Below are 18417 nucleotides of genomic sequence, written 5' to 3' on the forward strand. Positions count from 1 at the left end.
GGGCTTGTTCGGCTTGCCCCGGTCATTCCAGATAGCGGTCCTGCAGGGCCCGCCGTCGCGCCGGCGTCAGTCCGGCTTCGATTTCGAGATAGGCGTCGATGGAGCCATGCCGGGCAGCCGCCGCCTCCAGCGCAAAGCTCAGGAAGGATTTGCCTTGTGCATCCATCAGCGGGGTCGGCGTGGCGCGCTCGGGCCGCTGATAGCTGGCAAACATCATCGCCACCGGATCATTCGCGGCCTGCGCCGGATCGATGCGCGGCATTTCGAACTGCGGCTGCCGAACCTTGGTGGTGAGGTGATAATCTTCGATGATCACGTTCTGCGGCACGCCCAGCGCGGTCAGGATCATGGCGGCGACAAAACCGGTGCGATCCTGCCCGGCCGAACAGTTGAAGGCCAGCGGCGTGCCGTCGCCCAGCATCCGGTTGAAGATCAGCTTCAGGTGCGGCGCCATCAGGGTGGGGAAATTGCCATAGACCGAGCCCATGGCCGGGGTCTGCGCTGCCCTGATATTGCCGAAGGAATAACCGATCGCATTATAGGCCACGCCTTCAATGCGGGTTGGCGCCAGCCGCCGCTCTTCAGCCGAGCGCAGGTCAACCAGATTGCCCAGGCCCAGCTTGCCGATCAGGCCCAGATCATGCGCGTTGAGCAGCGGCTGGCCCGCGGAGCGATAGATCAGGCCCCAGCGCACATGCTTGCCGCCGGCCGCAGGATAGCCGCCCAGATCGCGGAAATTGGAGCCGGCTTCGAGCGGCAGCACCCGTTCCGCCACCCGCCGCACCGCACCAGTGCGATTGTCGCGCACCATCACATAGGGATGGCTGGACGTGTCGGCCGCCAGCAGATGCTCGCCATCGCTGTCGTTGGCCGAAACCAGCATGGCCATGCCGATCGGTGCGTCGGGGCGTTCGGCCATGTAGACATTGGCCGAAGCGGCACCCTGCCAGCGGATCTTCAGTTGCTGGCCCGACACACGCTCGACCTGAACCGATTCCAGTGCGGCTGCGGCCGTCCCTGGCATGGTGGCGGCGGCCGCAAGGGCCAAGAAAGCCATGAAAACAGTGCCCGGCTTGTGCATGGTTCCCAGCCCCCGAAAATGTTCTGATGCGGGGCGGCAAATGATGGGCTACCCCGCTTCAGATCGGGGCATAGGCCTTGAGTTGGACTCCCGCTTTACAGCTGGGAGACTCTTTGGTGAAAATTGGGCCACAAGTTCGCGATTTGTATGCGGCGCCAATGACGCCGGAAAAAATACCGAAAATCAGAAATATAGGTGAATTGCTGCCCACGGTTCGCGCGCTTGACCATCTGTAGCTGGCGCTGTTGTTCGGCAGCCACGCGGCGACCGCCGTGGGCCGGCGGGAACGATCCGTGTCAGCGCCCGGTAAAGCGCGCCGGCCGTTTTTCAAGGAAATGGGCGACGCCTTCCTTGAAATCTTCCGAAGCGAAACTGCCGGCCATGTCGGCATCGGCGGCAGCGATGGCTTCGCCCAGCGACTGGAATTGCGCGTTCCACAGCTCGCGCTTCATTTCGCGCAGGGAACGTGGCGACACCTCGTTGGCCAGCATCTTCGCATAGGCCATCACGCCCGCTTCGAACTCTGCGGCGGGGAAAACCCGGGTCACGAGGCCGAGCGACAGGGCTTCGGCGGCATCGACCTTGCGCGAGGAGAACAGCAGATCGGCCGCTGCAGCAAAGCCGATCAGGCGCGGCAACAACCAGGAAATGCCGTGCTCGGCGATCAGCCCGCGTTTGGCAAAGGCAGTGGTGAACACCGCGGCATCAGAGGCAAAGCGGATATCGGTGTAGAGCGCATAGACCATGCCGAGCCCGGCGCAGGCGCCGTTGATGGCGCCGATGATGGGTTTGGGCACGGCGGGAAACCAGCTGTTCTGCATGCGGAAATCGGCGCGGGCATTGGGGTCGAAATCGGCCGGTCCGGCGGCCGCGCGCGCCGATGCGCCGTCGCTCTGGATCGCCTGCAGCGTGTTCATGTCGGCCCCGGCGCAAAAGCCGCGGCCGGCGCCGGTCAGCACGATCACCCTCACCGCATCATCGTCGCTGGCAGCGCGCATGGCGGCCTTCACATCACGGGCCATCTCGCCGCGCCAGGCGTTGAGGCGGTCCGGGCGGTTCAATGTGATGACGGCGACGCCATCGCTGACGCTGTAGAGAATGTCTTCGTAGACCATGATCCTGCCTCTGCCCTGTGCTGACGTCTGGTGAAGAGTGAACAGGCAATCAGCCCCGGTTGTCGATGCCCTATTTCGTGGGGACGCAGGCGCCGAGATAATCAGGGCCGGGCCAGCGCGCGGGCCAGTGCCGGGCGCGCATAACAGGCGTCGGCCCAGCGCTGGACATTGGCAAAGCCGCTGTAATCGAAACGGATCATCTTCATCAGATACATGACCGAAGCAACGTTCAGATCGGCCACCGAGAAAGCATCGCCCAGCAGCCAGTCGCGGCCGTCCAGCGCGGCATCAAGCACCTGCAGCGGTCGCTGCAGGCCCTTGGTGGCGCGTTCGGTCACCCTGGGGTCGCGCTTGTCTTCGGGGGTGAAGAATTTCTGGATGACGATCTGCATCTGCAGCGGTTCAACCTCGCTGATCGCCCACACGCTCCATTGCCAGGCGCGGGCCTCGTCGGCAGCCGCGGCGGGATAGAGCGCGCCGCCATAGCGCCTGGCCAGATAGAGGTTGATCGCCATGGATTCAAACAGCTGCAGATCGCCGTCGATCAGCGCCGGGATGCGGCCATTGGGATTGACCGCCAGATAGTCGTCCGCCTTGGAATCGGCACCATAGCTGACCGGCACATGCTCATAGTCGATGCCGGTTTCCTCGATTCCCCAGATGGCGCGAATGGCGCGGGAATCGGAAATGCCGAACAATTTGGGCTTGGTCATCATGGTGTCCTTGCGGTGCGTTGGCGTTCAATGTTTCCGCTTGTCGAGGAAGGCGCGGAAACTGTCTTGCGCGGCGGTTCCCAGGGCGTTTTCGGCCATCACATCGCCAGCATGGCCATAGGCGGCGGGCTGCGGCATCTCCATCTGGCGATAATAAGTCTGCTTGCCCACCGCCTTGGCGTCGGCCGGTCCGCGCGTGGCGCGGGTGATCAGGTCGAGTGTTGCGGTTTCCAGCTGGTCATCGGGCACAACGCGATTGACCAGGCCCCAATCCGCCGCCGTGCGCGCATCGATGGGATCGCCGGTCATCGCCAGTTCCAGCGCCCGCTTGCGACCCAGATTACGCGCCACGGCGACCAGCGGCGTGTGGCAGAACAGGGCGCCCTTGCCGCCGGGCAGGGCAAAGCTGGCGCTTTCCCCCGCCACGGCCAGATCGCAGGTGGCGACCAGCTGGCAGCCGGCCGCCGTGGCGAGGCCATGCACGCGGGCCACCACCGGCTGCGGCAGGGCCTGCAACAGGTCCATCATCGCGGTGCAGATGCGGAACAGGTCGCGCACCTCCGCGTGGCTATGGCCGGCCATGTCGGCAAAATGGTGCCCTGCCGAGAATACCGGGCCATTGGCGGCGAGGATGACGCCGCGCGCGTCGCTTTTGCCGATCTGCTGCAATAGCTCGGTCAGCTCCAGCATCAACGGCAGCGACAACGCGTTGCGCTGTTCGGGGCGGTTGAGCGTCACCGTCACGATTGGGCCATGACGGTCAACCAGCAGATGCCTTGTGTCGGTCATCCCCGCATCCTTGCAGAAGCGCGGCGGCCTGTCACCGGGTGGCAGTCTGCGGCTGGCCCTGGGTCCAGGCGCCAAGGCGGATGGCGCTGGCCGTCACCAGCGCATGGGCGATCATGCCGGCGGCGATGACCATGAAGTAATGCGATGGCTGTGCGCCGGGATAGCCGGCCAGAACGGCACTGCCGCCCACGATGACCACCACGCGCACCACGGCGGCTATCACCGGCCACAACACCCGCCCGGCGCCCTGCGAGGCAAAGAACAGGCAGGTCGCCACGCCGAAGAAGGCATAGAAGGGCGCGACGATCTGCAGATAGGTCCGGCAGGCAGCCCGCACCGCTTCATCGCTGGTAAACAGATTGGCCCACAGCCCCGGAAACAGCGACGCCACCAGCCCGATCGCGCCGGCCAGGATCGCGCTGAATCCGGCTGCCGTCCAAGCCACTGTGTGGGCGCGGGCGATTTCCCGCGCGCCGAAATGCACGCCCACCATGGCGGTGGAGGCGGCGCCAAGGCCGAAGATCATCGGCACCACCAGAAATTCCAGCCGCGCGCCAACGCCATAGCCGGCCAGCACATCGGTGCCAAAGCGCGCCATGGCGGCCGTGATGACCAGCACCGAAGCCAGTGTGCAGAACGGATTGATCGCCGCCAGCCCGCCGATGCGCAGGATGGCGATGATCGGGGCCCAGTGCAGGTGAACGCCGGCAAAGTGCAGGCGCAGTTCGCGGCAGCGGGTGGTGAGGAAGGCCAGCATCAGGATGGTGGCAATCGTGCTGCTGATGACGATGCCGGCCGGTGCGCCAGCGATGCCCAATCGTGGAAACGGCCCCAGCCCGAATACCAGCACGCCGGCGATGGAGACCTGCAGCACGGATCCCATGACGCCGATCCGGGCCGCCACCCCCATATTGCCAGTGGCGCGCACGATGCCGGCCAGCGCATTGGACAGCCACATCCCGACGACGCCCAGGAACAGCGTGTCGGAATAGGCCAGCGCCTGTTCGAGCACCGCGCCTTTGCCGCCGAGCGCGCCATAAATGGACCGCCCGAACAGCAGGAACACGGCCGAACACAGGCTGGCCAGCACCGCCATCAGCAGCAGCGCATGCAGGGCCAGTTCTTCGGCGCCGGCCCGATCGCCAGAGCCCAGCTTGCGCGAAACCGCCCCGGTGATGGTGCCGCCGAACGCGCCGGCCGACAGCATCCCCATCAGCATCATCATCGGAAAGGCCAGCGCCAGCCCGGCCAGTGGTGCGGTGCCAAGCTGGCCAACGTAGAAGGCCTCGGTCATCATGGTGAGCGAGGACATCACCATCGAGATGATGTTGGGCGCGGCCAGGCGCAGCAGGGTGGGGCCGATCGGGGCCGTCAGCAACGGCGATGGAGGTGCAGTCACCACATCAGTTTCCTCCGGCGCGTGATTGCTGTTGGACGGGATTGGCCAGGGGGACAGGCCGCGCGACGTTGCTCATGCGATCGCGCTGCGGATCAGGCGGAAGGTGGCGGCAATGGGCGGCAGATGCGGCGCGCCGGGCAATTTGCGCCGGCTGGACACGCGGATGCCCTCGTTGATCAGCATCAACAGCGCAGCCAGTTCCCCGGCCTCGGATGGCGCGGCGCCGGCCTCCTCCAGCAGCGATTGAAACCGTTTCTGCAGGGCAGCCAGATAGTGGCTGGCGCGGCTCGCCAGATCATCATCGACGCCTGCCAGTTCGATCACGCTGTTGACCATCATGCAGCCCCAATGATCCCTGGCACTGGGAGTGCCAACGAAGCTGCGTTCGAAAAAGCCTTGCAGCGCGTCCAGCGGTGACGCCTCCGCGCGGGCGCGGTCGATCAGCTCCGTCACGCGCTGCGCAAACAGATCGAGGCAGTGGAGGAACAGGCTGCGCTTGTCGGTGAAGGCGGCATAGAAACTGCTGCGGCCGATTCCCATCGCGGCCAGCAGATCGGCCAGTGATGTTGCCTGATAGCCCTTGCGCCAGAACAGCACCAGCGCGCGGTCCACGGCCTTGGATCGATCAAATTGGATAGGGCGTGCCATGCTTGAATTCTGGACCAATCGGTTCACAATCGCAATCCTGCCCATCAGGAGAGGGAAGATGACCAAGACCGTTGAACTGATTTTCGATTTCGTCAGCCCCAATGCCTATCTGGTGTGGCAGCCGCTGCGGGAAATGGTGGCGCGGCAGGGCGCCCAGATCAGGATCACGCCGGCCTTCCTGGGCGGGATGCACAAACTGACCGGCAATGCCCCGCCCTTCATTCGCGACGCCGAGGTGAAGGGCAAGAATGAATATGCCAATCTGGAAATGAACCGCTTCATCGCCAAGCATGGCCTGACGCGATTCCGGATGAACCCGAAATTCCCGTTCAATTCGGTCAATCTGCTGCGGATGCTGATTGCGCTGGATGGTGATGACCAGATCAGGTTCGTCGAAGCACTGCTGCCGGCGATCTGGGAACAGGGCCTGGACGTGAGCGATGCCGATGCTGTCACAGCCGTGCTGACGGCGGCCGATTTCGACGCGGAAGCGCTCGCCGCCCGCACGCAGGACCCGGTGATCAAGCAGACATTGATCGACAATACCGAGCAGGCGGTGGCGCGCGGCACCTTCGGCATCCCGACCTTCTATGTCGGCAGCGAGATGTTCTTCGGCAAGGAGCGCCTTGGGCAGATCGAGGAGATGCTGGCCGGTAGCTGAGCCCGCCGCTCCGCTTCTCTTTCGCGGGGCTGTGGACAGGGTATTGGCGAACATCCTAAGGATGGCCTTGCAGCGGTGCCAGGCACCAGAGGGGCAAGAATGACCGATACCACCATGACCCCGACGCTGGCGCGCACGCTGAAGCGTCGGCATGTCACCATGATCACCCTGGGCGGGGTGATCGGTGCCGGCCTGTTCGTGGGCAGCAGCGCCGCCATTGCCAGCATCGGCCCGGCCGTGGTGATCAGCTATGCGCTGGCCGGGGCCATCGTGCTGATCGTGATGCGGGTGATCGCGGCGCTGGCCGTGGCACTGCCGCATGCCGGCACCTTCACCGAATATGCCCGCGCCGGGTTGGGCCGCTGGGCCGGCTTTACCGCCGGTTGGCTCTACTGGTATTTCTGGGCGGTGGTGATCGGCATCGAAGCGATTGCCGGCGCCGGCATCGTCGCGCTCTGGGTGGATCTGCCGGTGTGGCTGATCGGCACCATCCTCACCCTGCTGATGGCCGGGTCCAACCTCTTGTCGGCACGCAGTTTCGGCGAGTTCGAATTCTGGTTTTCCACCATCAAGGTGGTGGCCATCGTGCTGTTCATCATCATCTGCAGCGTGTTCCTGTTCGGCGCGCCGGCGTCCTCGGGCGTCGCCAATCTCACCAATGATGGTGGCTTTGCGCCGATGGGCTGGGGTGCGGTGATTGCCGGCGTCACCACGGTGATTTTCGCGCTGGTGGGGGCAGAGATCGTCACCGTGGCCGCCGCCGAGGCCGAGGACTCCGGTGATATGGTCGCCCGGATGGCCAGCACGCTGATCCTGCGCATCAGTTTCTTCTACATCGGCGCCATCAGCCTGATCGTCTGCATCGTGCCCTGGCGCAGCATCGTGGCCGGGCAATCACCCTTTGCCGCGGCGCTGGATGTGATCGGCGTGCCCGGCACGGCGCTGATGATGAATCTCCTGGTGCTGGTCGCCGTGCTGTCCTGCCTGAACAGCTCCATCTATGTCGCCAGCCGGGCGCTGTTCACGCTGGCCGCCAATGGCGACGCGCCGCGCTGGAGTGTGGCGGTGGACCGTCGCGGCGTACCAGCCCGTTCCATCATCGCCTGCACTTTGGTGGGCCTTGCCTGTGTGTTCGCTTCCGTGCTGTCGCCGTCGCTGGTGTTCGCCTTCCTGGTCAATGCGTCGGGCGCCACGATGGTGTTCGTCTATTCGCTGGTTGTCATCGCCGCGATCCGGCTGGGCATTGGTGGCGGCTTCCTGCGCTGGGGCCGGGTTGTGGCGGTGGCAGCCATGCTGGGCGTGCTGGCGGCCATGGCGCTCACGCCGGAACTGGCGCCGCAATTCTGGGCCAGCCTGGGCTTCCTCGGCCTCGTGCTGCTGGCCGCGGCGCTTACCCGCAAGCGGGCCAACTGATCGCCAGCACTTCCCAATTCTTCTCGCCGCCGGGCAAACGCACCACCCGCACATCACCCACGCGGGCCCCGCGAAGGGCCCGCACGATAGGTGCGCTCCAGCCAATCAGGCCCAGTCCCGCATCCTGCTCGTCATCGCCGACCAGCGTGAGCGTGCGGCGATTGTCGTCATCATCGGCGATTTCGACCGTGCAGCCGAACAATACACGATCCCGCTCGGTCTGGCGGGCGGGATCGACCACGCGGGCCGCCGCCATGCGCTTGGCGAGATGGCCCAGCTCGCGGTCAATCTCGCGCAGCTTCTTGCGGCCATAGATATAATCGCCGTTCTCGCTGCGATCGCCATTGCCGGCGGCCCAGCGCACCACCTCGACGATGGCGGGCCGGTCCGTGTGGAGCAATTGCTCGTAACGGGCGCGCAGGGCCGCCATGCCGGCCGGCGTGATCGGATTGCCATCCATGGCCGCTGGATAAGCGCCAGTGCCGCCAGTGCAAGAGGCCTTATGGCTTGTGCACAATCACTTTCAGATAAGTCGCCGGGATCACCGTGCTGCTGTCACCGCCCTGATTCTGCGCGGCGAACAGCGCGGCCAGTTCGGCCTGCAGTTCCTCGGCCTTGCCATTGGCTTCGGCGGCGGCAAAGGCGTTCATTGTCGGCCCATAATAATGGCGGAAGCTGTCCAGCAGTTCCGACGGCGGACCGGCGTGGCGGAACACATAGGTGGTGGGCATGCAGCTGATGTGATCGGCCGGGATGCCAGCGCTGCCAAAACGGTTCAGCACATTGGCTTCCACACCCCAGGTGACCGGGCTGATGAAGCCTTCGGGCGGCGGCGGCGTATAGGCGGCGCTGATCTTCAGGATTTGCGCCACCAGCGTGGGATCGCCCGGGATCCAGTTGCCCATCACGATGCGGCCGCCGGGTTTCGTCACGCGCACCATCTCGCGCGCCACGTCGTCGGGGCGCGGCGCGAACATGGCACCAAAGATGCTGACCAGCAGATCGAAGCGATCATCGCTCAGTCCGTCGAGCTTGCTGGCATCGCCCTCTTCGAACCGCAGATTGGCCAGCCCCGCCGCAGCCGCGCGGGCATTGCCGGCGGCAACCAGATTTTCGGCAATGTCCACGCCCAGCACGGTCGCGCCCAATTCGGCAGACGGCAGGGCCGTGGTGCCATCACCACAGCCCAGATCGAGCACGTGCAAGCCGGGGCCAACGCCCAGGCTTTCCACCAGTTCGCGGCCACTGTCGCGCATGGTTGCGGCAATGCGGGTGAAATCACCCTTTTCCCAAAGGGCCTTGTTCGGATTCATCGATGTTCCCCCACCCAAAGCCGCAGGCTAGCAGGTTCGCCGTCGATGCCCAGCCTTATTCGCAGACGCCGTGTCGCAGCCGTCTTGCCACGCGCGGGCCTGCTGCGGCATGGAGGCAGCATGATCCTTTACGGCATTCCCAATTGCGACACGGTGAAGAAGGCGCGCAGCTTCCTCGCCGAGCGCGGCGTCGCGCATGATTTCCACGATTACAAGAAGGCCGGCGTACCCGCCGATGCGCTCGCCCGCTGGGTGGCGCGTTGGGGGTGGGAGGCAGTGCTGAACCGCGCTGGCACCACGTTCAAGGCACTGCCGGAGGCGGACAAGCAGGGGCTGGATGCGGACAAGGCCCAGGCGTTGATGCGGGCCAATCCCAGCATGATCAAACGGCCGATCGTGGAAGGGGAGGGCGTGGCCCTGATCGGTTTCAAGCCGGATGCCTGGGCAGGAGCGATCTGAGATGGCGCGCTGGCTGGTGAAATCCGAACCGTTCAAATACAGCTGGGATCAGCTGAACAAGGACGGCCAGACCGCCTGGGACGGCGTGCGCAACAACCAGGCCGCCATCTACCTGCGCAGCATGAAGATCGGCGACGAGCTGTTCTTCTACCATTCGAACGAAGGGCTGTGCATTGTTGGCATCGCGCAGGTTGTGGGCGAACATTTCATCGATCCCAGCGACCCCAAGGGGCGCTTTCCGGCGGTGCTCGTCGGCCCCAAGGCCCCCATGCCACGCCCGGTGACGCTCGCCGAAATGAAGGCCGAGCCGCGCCTGGCCGGCATGGCGATGTTCCGCCAGTTCCGCCTGTCGGTGGTGCCGATCACCGATGAGGAATGGGATGTGGTGATGGAGATGGCGACGCGCTGATCAGTTGCCCCGTTCGGCCAGCATAGCCAGATTGGCTTCGTGTCCGCTGCGGCTGAGGCGGTAGCGCGACACGGCGAAGATCATGGTTGCCCACACCAGCCAGATCGCCGGCACATAGGTCGCACCCAGCTGCCACAGGCTTGTCGAGGGCACTTGGCTCGGGTTGGCCCCAGTGGGGAACTCGGCCAGCGTCAGCACGAAACTGGCGGCCATCACGCCCAGGCCCTGCACGCTCTTGCGGATGAAGGTGCTGGTGGCAAAGAAGATACCTTCCGATCGCCGGCCGGTGCGCACTTCGGCCTGTTCCACCAGATCGGCCATCATCGAGGCGGTGAGTGCCTGAAAACAGATGACCAGGCCCACGTCGATCATCGTCACCATGAACACGATCCAGAAAATTGCCGGATCGCCATTGGGCGGCAGCAGGCCGAACAATCGCGCGATGATCGGCAGCGGCAGCACCAGCCCGGCCAATATGCCGATGATGACCGCGCCGCGTTGCTTGCCGATGGTGCGGGTGACGAACGGCGACATGGCGCCGCCAATGATGGCCGATGCAAACACGCTCATGGTGATCAGGCCGATCTGTTCCGAACTGAAGCCCCAGAAATAGGCCGAGAAATAGAAGCTCAACGACGCCGAGATACCGGTGGCAATGGCGCCAAAGATGGCCGCCAGAAACAGCGCGGTGAAATCGCGGTTGGCGATGGTCTCGAATATCTCCTTGAAGATGGTTTTCAGGCCCAGCGTGCGTTTGGCGGGCGGCAGCCGCATATGCTTGATCTGGCTGTGGGTGCCAAGCGCCGACACCATGATCGCCACGAAGATCAGCGCCGAGGCAATCATGCCATAAAGCGCATAGGCGTCGCGGTTGAACTGGCCGTTGGGAATTTCGGGCGTGGCAAAGGCCGGGAAGATCAGCGCGAAGTTGGACACGGTCATGATGCTGCCGATGGTCCAGGCGAAGAACAGCCGCCAGCCGAACAGGGCGCTGCGTTCATCATAGCTGCGCGCCAGTTCCGGGGCGAGCGACGTGCTGGGCGTTTCATAGAAGGTGATGAAGGTGCGGATCAGCGCCGCCATGCCCAAGAGATACCAGAACAGCGCGGATTGCGACCAACCAACCGGCGGGTTCCAGATCAGGAAATAGGTCGCCGCCGTCGGGATCGCCGAGAAATACAGGAACGGGTGCCGCCGCCCCCAGCGCGAGCGGAGATTGTCGGACCAATAGCCGACGATGGGATCGCTGACGGCGTCGACAATCAGCGCGATGGTGAGTGCAAGGCCAACCAGGCGCGCGTCCACGCCGATGACCTGACTGTAGAACAGCAGCAGGAAATAACTGAACCCGCCATCCTTGATGCCGTAAGCGCCGGCGCCGAAACCAAAAGCGATGCGCGTGCCCAATCCGGCCTTCTTGCCGGGCTGTTGGGCGTGGTCCCGTGCGGCTGCTGCCATGCGATCATCCCCTGGGTGCTGACGGTCGTGCCAGAACGCCGACAGCTTGTCCCGGCGGTACTATCCGTCGGTTGTTCAGGGCTGTAAAGCGGCGCCAGCGGCAGCTAGCCATTGCATCAGCCAGCGTGCCGCCGGGCCGGGCGTGTGATCCGGGCGATGCAGCAGGGCGATGGGGTAGGTGGTGCCCGGCCAATCGGGCAGGGCCAGTTGCACCAATCGCCCCGCCGCCAGATCGTCGGCCACCATCGGCACCGGCATGTTGCCCCAGCCCGCGCCGGCTTTCAGCAGTGCATGCTTGGCGCTCATGTCCCCCAGCCGCCAGCTGCGTGGCGAAAGCACGCCGAAGTCCTTGCCCTCGGTCAGCCGGGATCGATCGGTGAGCACCAGTTGCAGATGGCGCTGCGCTTCGCCGGGTGGCACATCCGGCCGCGCCAGCGGATGGTCAGGCGCGGCGACCGGTACCAGTGGCACGCCGGCCAGTGCGCGCTGCACCAGCCGTTCGTTGACGCCGTCCAGCGCACCGCCGATGGCCAGTGTCGCCGTGCCATCAAACAGCCGCGCCTGCACCGCGCCCAGCGCCTCCACGTGCAGACGCAGTGCCAGCGTGGGGAATTCGGTCTGCAGGGCCGTGAGTGCCGCGACCAGCGTCGCGGTGGGGAACATCACCGTGACGCTGATTGACAGTTCCGCTTCCTGGCCCGCGCTCAATGCGGCCACCCCGGCCTTCAAAGCGCTGACATTGCCCAGCGTTTCGCGGGCGTGTGCCAGCACCTGCCGGCCGGCATCGGTGAGCTGCGGCCGCCGCGTGGTGCCGCGGCTGAACAGGGGCAGGCCCAGTTGCGCCTCCAGCCCACCCAGCTGATAGGCAATCACCGATGTGGCACGGCCGAGCGCCCGGCCAGCTGCAGCCAGACTGCCATGATCAGCGATGGCCACCAGCACGGCGAGCTGATCAAGGGTGGGGGTGCCAATATTCATAGCGGAAAACCTGAAAAGATGTTTCGATATTATCCAGATTTTCAGGAAAAAGGCGAGAGCCTATCGCACCTTCCATGCCGGCTGTTCCCGGCGATCAGGGAGTGACGACAATGCCCAGGGTGCTGGTTCTCTATTATTCAACCTATGGCCATATCGAAGCCATGGCCAATGCGGTGGCCGACGGCGCCCGCAGCGCTGGCGCGCAGGTGGACATCAAGCGCGTGCCCGAAACCGTGCCCGATGCCGTGGCCGCCGCCGCCCACTTCAAGACCGACCAGGCGGCTCCCGTGGCCAGCATCGATGATCTGCCCAATTATGACGCGATCATCGTTGGCGGGCCGACCCGCTTTGGCCGCCTGCCCGGGCAGATCGCGGCCTTCTTCGATGCCGCCGGCGGCTTGTGGGCGCGCGGCGCGCTGAACGGCAAGGTGGGCGCCGCCTTCACCAGCAGCGCCAGCCAGCATGGCGGAAATGAAACGACGCTGTTCTCGATCATCACCAACCTCATGCACTTTGGCATGGTGATCGTCGGCCTGCCTTACAGCCACGTCGGCCAGACCCGCATTGATGAAGTGGTGGGCGGCGCGCCTTACGGCGCCACCACGATTGCCGGCGGCGACGGCAGCCGCCAGCCCAGCGAGACCGACCTTGCCGGCGCACGCCACCAGGGTGAACAGGTAGCGAAGGTGGCGGCCAAGCTGTTTGGTTGAGGAATCATGGCTGCCGGCGTAAAGCCGGCAGCCATGAGCACCACCTTCACGCTGGACACCGCAACAAGCCGCGCCCACCCGGTGCCGGAACCGGTGCGGCGGTTGACGGTGCCGGCCATCGCCAAGCGCAAGGGCGGTGAGCCGATCGTGATGCTCACCGCCTATACGGCGCGCATGGCGCAATTGCTCGATCCGCATTGCGATCTGCTGCTGGTCGGCGATTCGCTGGGGCAGGTGATCTATGGCCTCGACACCACGGTGAAGGTGACGCTGGACATGATGATTGCCCACGGTGCGGCCGTGGTGCGCGGGTCGTATCGCAGCGTCGTCGTGATCGATCTGCCCTTTGGCTCCTACGAGGAAAGCCCGGAAGCGGCCTTCCGCACCGCAGCGCGGGTGATGCAGGAAACCGGCGCGGCTGCGGTGAAGCTGGAAGGCGGCGCGGTGATGGCGCCGACGGTGAAATTCCTCAGTGAACGCGGCATCCCGGTGATGGCGCATGTCGGCCTCACGCCGCAGGCGGTCAATGCGCTGGGTGGCTATGGCGCCCGCGGCCGCAGCGAGGCCGAGGCTGCCAAGATCCTTGATGATGCCAAGGCCGTGGCCAATGCGGGCTGCTTTGCACTGGTGGTGGAAGGCGTGGTGGAGCCGCTGGCCATCGCCATCACCCAGGCCGTGGCCTGCCCGACGATCGGCATTGGCGCATCACCCACTTGCGATGGCCAGGTGCTGGTGGTGGACGACATGCTGGGCATGTTCGAACGGGTGCCGCGCTTTGTCGAACGCTTCGATGATCTGGCAGCGCGGATTTCCGATGCCGCCGCGCGCTATTCCGGTGCTGTGCGCGAACGCCGTTTCCCGGGTGATGCGCAGCTCTATCGGTAAGTCTTTACCTTTCCCACCCGCTCGGGCATTCACGCCCCGGCAAGAGTGGCCGTGCCATTCCCGCACTTCAGGAGCTTGACGACCTTGGCCAACACGCCTGCCAAACCCGAAGACACCGGCGACAATGCCTTTCTGCGCGAAGTGGACGAGGAATATCGCCGTTCACAGCTCGCCAACCTGTGGAAGCGTTTTGGCACGCTGGCCATTGCCCTGTTGATCCTGGCGCTGGCTGGCCTGGCCGGCTGGCTGTTCTGGCAGGACCAGAAGGCGAAGGCCGCGGGCGAGGCTGGTGCAGCGCTGACCCGCGCCATCGAGCAGCTGGAAGTGGGCGATGGCGCCCGCGCCCGCCCGGTGCTGGAAGCCATGACCCGCGATGGCCCCGGCGCCTATTCCGGGCTGGCGCGCATGGTGCTCGCCAATGATGCCCTGGCTGGCGGTGACAAGCCCAAGGCCCGCGGCCTCTATGAAGCCGTGGCGGGCGACAGTGCCCTGCCGCAGCCGCTGCGCGATGCCGCGCTGGTGAAGGCGGTCCGCATTGGCTTTGATCAGATGCGCCCGGCCGAAGTGGTGGCGAAACTCAAGGCCCTGGCGGTGCCGGGCAATGCCTGGTTTGGTGTGGCCGGTGAACTGGTCGCCGTGGCGCATTTCAAGGATGGCAAACCGGAACTGGCCAAGCCGATCCTGATTGCGCTGGCCAAGGATGAATTGCTCAGCCCGTCCTTGCGCACCCGCGCCGCGCAGCTGGCGATTGCAGCCGGGGTTGATATTGCAACGCTGGGCATCAACACGGAACCTCGTCAATGATGTGGCGGCGCAGTGAGGAATCCCAGGTGAACAAGCGCAGCACAGTCCGCACCGCATCAATCTTGCTGATGGCCAGCCTCGCGTTGGCCAGTTGCGGCGTGTTCAAGAAGGGCAAGAACACGCGCACGCCAACGATCGGGGAACGTATTCCGATCCTCAGCTTTGAAACCCGCGTTGAAGCGGAGACCGAGCTGAAGGATCTGGCGATCGTGCTGCCGGCACCGGAAACCAATGCGGAATGGGCCCAGCCCGGCGGTTCGCCAGCCAAGATTGGCGGCCACCTCGTGCTGGCCGAACAGCCGGTGCAGGCGTGGAGCGTCAAGATCGGCAAGGGCAGCAGCGCCACCGCCCGCCTGAATGCGGCGCCCGTGGTGGGGGATGGCAAGGTTTTCACGGTCGATACCGGCGGCCAGGTCAGCGCCCTTGACGCCAAGTCTGGCGCCGTGATCTGGCGCGCCACCGTGAAGATTCCCAAGCGCGGCAGCCGGGCCGCCTTTGGCGGCGGCGTCGCCTATGGCGATGGCCGCGTTTATGTCGCCACCGGCTATGGCCTGGCGCTGGCCTATGACGCCCAGAGCGGCAGGCAATTGTGGGAACGGCCGCTGATCCAGCCGCTGCGCGGCGCGCCAAGTGTGGGTGGCCCGCGGGTGTTTTTCCTGAGCCAGGACAATCAGCTGCATGCGCTGGATGGCGCCACCGGCGAAGTCAGCTGGACCGTGCCGGGCACGGTGGAGCCGGCCTGTATCCTGGGCACCGGCGCGCCGTCGGTGTCGCTCGATACGGTTGTCGCCGGCTTCTGTTCGGGCGAGCTGAAGGCGCTGCGCGGCGAAAATGGCCGCACCGTCTGGGAAGACCAGTTGGCCCGCACCGGCCGCTCGACCGCCATGGCGGCGCTGGCCGATATCGACGGTTCGCCGGTGATCGATCGCGGCCGGGTGTTTGCCGTGGGCCATGGCGGCCGCATGGTGGCGCTGGAACTGGCGACCGGTCAGCGGGTTTGGGAACGCAATTTCGCTGGCGTGTGGACGCCATGGGCCGCGGGGGAATTCCTCTATCTCGTGACCGTTGATGGCGAAGTGCTGTGCATCACCCGCAGCGAAGGCAAGTTGCGCTGGGTCAGCCGGCTCGCCCGCTTCAAGAAGGATAAGCCGGGCAAGAATGGCAAGCCGGGCACGCAGAAGGGCCCGATCCTGTGGGCCGGGCCGGTGCTGGCCAGCGAGCGGCTGTGGGTGGCTGGTTCCAATCGCGAGCTGGTGGCGCTCGATGCCTATGAAGGCAAGCGCGTCGCCACCATCAAGCTGAAGGCCGAAGCCTATCTGCCGCCGGTGGTGGCAGGTGGCATGATGTACATGCTCACCGACGATGGTTCGCTGACAGCCTATCGTTAATGGCCGCGCGCTGCTAAAGCGCGCGGCATGTCCTCTGCCAATATTCTTGATTTCGACGCCGATGCGCCGCGCGTGGCCATTGTCGGCCGCCCCAACGTCGGCAAATCAACCCTGTTCAATCGGCTCGTCGGCCGCCGCCTGGCGCTGGTTGACGATCAGCCTGGCGTTACCCGTGACCGCCGCGAAGGCAGCGCCAGCCTGTTCGATCTGAACTTCGTCGCGGTGGATACCGCCGGCTTTGAAGATGGCAGCGAGGAAAGCCTGTCGGGTCGCATGCGCGCCCAGACCGAAGCTGCCGTCGGCCGCGCCACCGTTGCCCTGCTCGTTTATGACGCCCGCGCCGGGGTGACGCCGATGGATCGGCATTTCGCCGCCTGGCTGCGACGCAGCGGCGTGCCGATGGTACTGGTCGCCAACAAGGCGGAAGGGATGCAGGCCGAAACCGGCATCAACGAAGGCCATGAACTGGGCTTTGGTGAACCGATCGGGCTGTCGGCCGAACATGGCCTGGGCCTGGCGGATCTCTATCAGGCGCTGGCGCCGTACCTGGCCGAAAAGCCGGCCGAACCGGTGGCCGAAGATGATGCCCCACCGGCCGATGACGACAGCGAGATCCCGGAACCACCTGCCGGCCCGCTGAAGCTGGCCATCGTCGGCCGCCCCAATGCCGGCAAGTCGACCCTGATCAACAAGCTGCTGGGTGAACAGCGCCTCGTCACCGGGCCGGAAGCCGGCATCACCCGCGATTCCATCGCCATCGATTGGGACTGGGTGGACCGCGACGGCAATGTGCAGCACGTCCGCCTGATCGACACTGCGGGCCTCAGGAAACGCGCCAAGGTCACCGACAAGCTGGAGAAGCTGTCGGCCGCCGATACCAAGCTGGCCATCGATTTTGCCGAAGTCGTGGTGCTGCTGCTCGATTCAACGCTGGGCCTGGAGGCGCAGGATCTGCGCATTGCCGACAAGGTGCTTTCCGAAGGCCGCGCGCTGATCATCGCACTCAACAAATGGGATGCCGCGCATGACCAGAGCCGCCTGTTCCAGGGCGTGAGGAGGGCGCTGGACGATGGTTTGAGCCAAGTGAAGGGCGTGCCCTTGCTCACCTGTTCGGGTGCCACCGGCAAGGGCCTCGACACGCTGATCGAAGTGGCGATGACGACGCGCCAGCGCTGGTCGCGGCGGGTGCCGACGTCCGCGCTCAACCGTTGGTTCGAAACCGCCACCGATCGCAACCCGCCGCCGGCACCGGGCGGCGTGCGCATCAAGCTGCGCTATGTCACGCAGGTCGCGACGCGGCCGCCCACCTTCGTGGTGTTCGGCAACCGCACCGAAGGTCTGCCGGCCAGCTATGCCCGCTATCTCACCAACAGCCTTTCGACCGATCTGGATTTTGGCGGCTTGCCGATCCGACTGACGTTCCGCGGCGGGCGTAACCCATATCACAAGAAATAGGGGCTGCCGGCCCCGGACACAGACAAGGGGCGGAACGGGGGCAGAGCGATGAAGCTTCACGGATATTGGCGCTCGACGGCAGCGTGGCGGGTGCGGCTCGCGCTCCACCTGAAGGGCATTGCCCATGAACAGGTGGCCGTGAATTTGCTGCAGGGTGAGCAACGCAGCGCCGCGCATCTGGCGCTCAACCCGCAAGGCCTCGTGCCGGTGCTGGAAACCGAAGGCGCCGCGTTGAGCCAGAGCCTGGCCATCATCGAATACCTGGACGAGCGCTTTCCGCAGCCGCCGCTGCTGCCAGCCGACGCGCTCGGCCGGGCACAGGTGCGAGCCGCGGCGCTCACCATTGCCGCAGAAGTCCACCCGCTCGGCAATCTGCGTGTGCAGCGCTGGCTGAAAGCCGAAATGCACGCCGATGATGCTGCCGTCACGGCCTGGTTGCACCATTGGATGCACGATGGTCTGGCCGCTTTGGAGCAGTTTGCAGCCCAGCATGGGGGCAATTATCTGTTTGGCGATGCCCCCGGGTTGGCCGACCTCTGCCTTGTACCGCAACTGTACAACGCCCGCCGGTTCGCACTGGCTCTTGATATGTTTCCGCGTCTGCTGGCGGTGGAATCACGCATAGCCGCGACTGCTTGGGCGCATGCTGCGCACCCTGATTCCTGCATCATCTTGCCATAACCATCGGCGGCTTTAAATTAACCAGTAGCAACCAAAAAGATTGCAAAAGCGAGAAACG

Annotated in this window: 20 protein-coding genes; 10 read left to right on the forward strand and 10 right to left on the reverse strand. The window is 65.1% G+C overall.

The window, feature by feature from the left end; translation table 11 throughout:
* Positions 1 to 22: 22 nt before the first annotated feature.
* The 6 genes from D619_RS0104340 to D619_RS17130 form a co-directional block, all read right to left on the reverse strand.
* The gene (locus D619_RS0104340; RefSeq protein WP_243442603.1) at positions 23 to 1057 is read right to left on the reverse strand and encodes a tyrosine-protein phosphatase; all 1035 of its coding nucleotides are present in this window, start codon (positions 1055 to 1057) and stop codon (positions 23 to 25) included.
* Between the two features lie 320 nt (positions 1058 to 1377).
* Positions 1378 to 2196, reverse strand: coding sequence for an enoyl-CoA hydratase (locus D619_RS0104345; protein WP_017667347.1), 819 nt, complete (start codon positions 2194 to 2196; stop codon positions 1378 to 1380).
* A gap of 101 nt (positions 2197 to 2297) precedes the next feature.
* Entirely contained in the window at positions 2298 to 2912 is a 615-nt protein-coding gene (locus D619_RS0104350) for a glutathione S-transferase family protein (protein WP_017667348.1), read from the reverse strand.
* A gap of 24 nt (positions 2913 to 2936) precedes the next feature.
* Positions 2937 to 3698, reverse strand: coding sequence for an enoyl-CoA hydratase-related protein (locus D619_RS0104355; RefSeq protein WP_017667349.1), 762 nt, complete (start codon positions 3696 to 3698; stop codon positions 2937 to 2939).
* A gap of 31 nt (positions 3699 to 3729) precedes the next feature.
* The gene (locus D619_RS0104360; protein ID WP_152417297.1) at positions 3730 to 5097 is read right to left on the reverse strand and encodes an MATE family efflux transporter; all 1368 of its coding nucleotides are present in this window, start codon (positions 5095 to 5097) and stop codon (positions 3730 to 3732) included.
* Between the two features lie 72 nt (positions 5098 to 5169).
* Entirely contained in the window at positions 5170 to 5745 is a 576-nt protein-coding gene (locus tag D619_RS17130) for a TetR/AcrR family transcriptional regulator (protein WP_017667351.1), read from the reverse strand.
* Between the two features lie 58 nt (positions 5746 to 5803).
* On the opposite strand from D619_RS17130, the gene D619_RS0104370 reads away from it, so the two are divergent.
* Positions 5804 to 6406, forward strand: coding sequence for a 2-hydroxychromene-2-carboxylate isomerase (locus tag D619_RS0104370; RefSeq protein ID WP_020480383.1), 603 nt, complete (start codon positions 5804 to 5806; stop codon positions 6404 to 6406).
* Positions 6407 to 6505: 99 nt separating this feature from the next.
* Complete coding sequence (locus tag D619_RS15555) at positions 6506 to 7819, forward strand: amino acid permease (RefSeq protein ID WP_017667353.1); 1314 nt, start codon at positions 6506 to 6508, stop codon at positions 7817 to 7819.
* Here D619_RS15555 and D619_RS0104380 read toward each other — a convergent pair.
* Both D619_RS0104380 and D619_RS0104385 read right to left on the reverse strand, forming a co-directional pair.
* Entirely contained in the window at positions 7797 to 8279 is a 483-nt protein-coding gene (locus D619_RS0104380) for a GreA/GreB family elongation factor (protein WP_017667354.1), read from the reverse strand. The genes D619_RS15555 and D619_RS0104380 overlap by 23 nt on opposite strands.
* A gap of 40 nt (positions 8280 to 8319) precedes the next feature.
* Positions 8320 to 9132 (reverse strand): methyltransferase domain-containing protein, encoded by an 813-nt coding sequence (locus tag D619_RS0104385; protein ID WP_017667355.1) that lies wholly within the window; start codon positions 9130 to 9132, stop codon positions 8320 to 8322.
* Positions 9133 to 9252: 120 nt separating this feature from the next.
* Between D619_RS0104385 and D619_RS0104390 the strand changes: the two genes are divergently transcribed.
* Entirely contained in the window at positions 9253 to 9591 is a 339-nt protein-coding gene (locus tag D619_RS0104390; RefSeq protein WP_017667356.1) for an arsenate reductase, read from the forward strand.
* A gap of 1 nt (position 9592) precedes the next feature.
* Complete coding sequence (locus D619_RS0104395) at positions 9593 to 10000, forward strand: EVE domain-containing protein (RefSeq protein ID WP_017667357.1); 408 nt, start codon at positions 9593 to 9595, stop codon at positions 9998 to 10000.
* On the opposite strand, the gene D619_RS0104400 is transcribed toward D619_RS0104395, so the two are convergent.
* Together D619_RS0104400 and D619_RS0104405 are read right to left on the reverse strand one after the other, a co-directional pair.
* Complete coding sequence (locus D619_RS0104400) at positions 10001 to 11458, reverse strand: MFS transporter (RefSeq protein WP_017667358.1); 1458 nt, start codon at positions 11456 to 11458, stop codon at positions 10001 to 10003. It lies immediately after the preceding gene.
* A gap of 75 nt (positions 11459 to 11533) precedes the next feature.
* Complete coding sequence (locus D619_RS0104405; RefSeq protein ID WP_017667359.1) at positions 11534 to 12436, reverse strand: LysR family transcriptional regulator; 903 nt, start codon at positions 12434 to 12436, stop codon at positions 11534 to 11536.
* 110 nt (positions 12437 to 12546) lie between these two features.
* Between D619_RS0104405 and wrbA the strand changes: the two genes are divergently transcribed.
* The 6 genes from wrbA to maiA all read left to right on the forward strand — a co-directional run bounded on the left by wrbA (position 12547) and on the right by maiA (position 18359).
* Positions 12547 to 13146: an NAD(P)H:quinone oxidoreductase gene (gene wrbA / locus D619_RS0104410; RefSeq protein WP_017667360.1), complete on the forward strand. Its 600-nt coding sequence runs from the start codon at positions 12547 to 12549 to the stop codon at positions 13144 to 13146.
* A gap of 33 nt (positions 13147 to 13179) precedes the next feature.
* Complete coding sequence (panB, locus tag D619_RS0104415; RefSeq protein WP_017667361.1) at positions 13180 to 14031, forward strand: 3-methyl-2-oxobutanoate hydroxymethyltransferase; 852 nt, start codon at positions 13180 to 13182, stop codon at positions 14029 to 14031.
* 84 nt (positions 14032 to 14115) lie between these two features.
* Positions 14116 to 14835, forward strand: a complete 720-nt coding sequence (locus tag D619_RS15560; RefSeq protein WP_017667362.1) for a tetratricopeptide repeat protein — start codon at positions 14116 to 14118, stop codon at positions 14833 to 14835.
* Positions 14832 to 16223 carry a PQQ-like beta-propeller repeat protein gene (locus D619_RS0104425; protein WP_081587031.1) on the forward strand — a complete coding sequence of 464 codons (1392 nt, stop codon included), beginning with the start codon at positions 14832 to 14834 and terminating at the stop codon, positions 16221 to 16223. The genes D619_RS15560 and D619_RS0104425 overlap by 4 nt, the downstream gene beginning before the upstream one ends.
* A 27-nt stretch (positions 16224 to 16250) precedes the next feature.
* Positions 16251 to 17678, forward strand: a complete 1428-nt coding sequence (der, locus tag D619_RS0104430) for a ribosome biogenesis GTPase Der (protein ID WP_017667364.1) — start codon at positions 16251 to 16253, stop codon at positions 17676 to 17678.
* A 48-nt stretch (positions 17679 to 17726) separates the two neighbouring features.
* Positions 17727 to 18359: a maleylacetoacetate isomerase gene (gene maiA, locus D619_RS0104435; protein WP_026090709.1), complete on the forward strand. Its 633-nt coding sequence runs from the start codon at positions 17727 to 17729 to the stop codon at positions 18357 to 18359.
* Positions 18360 to 18417: the final 58 nt, after the last annotated feature.

This window comes from Sandarakinorhabdus sp. AAP62 (assembly GCF_000331225.1).
In the GTDB taxonomy this organism is placed as follows: domain Bacteria; phylum Pseudomonadota; class Alphaproteobacteria; order Sphingomonadales; family Sphingomonadaceae; genus Sandarakinorhabdus.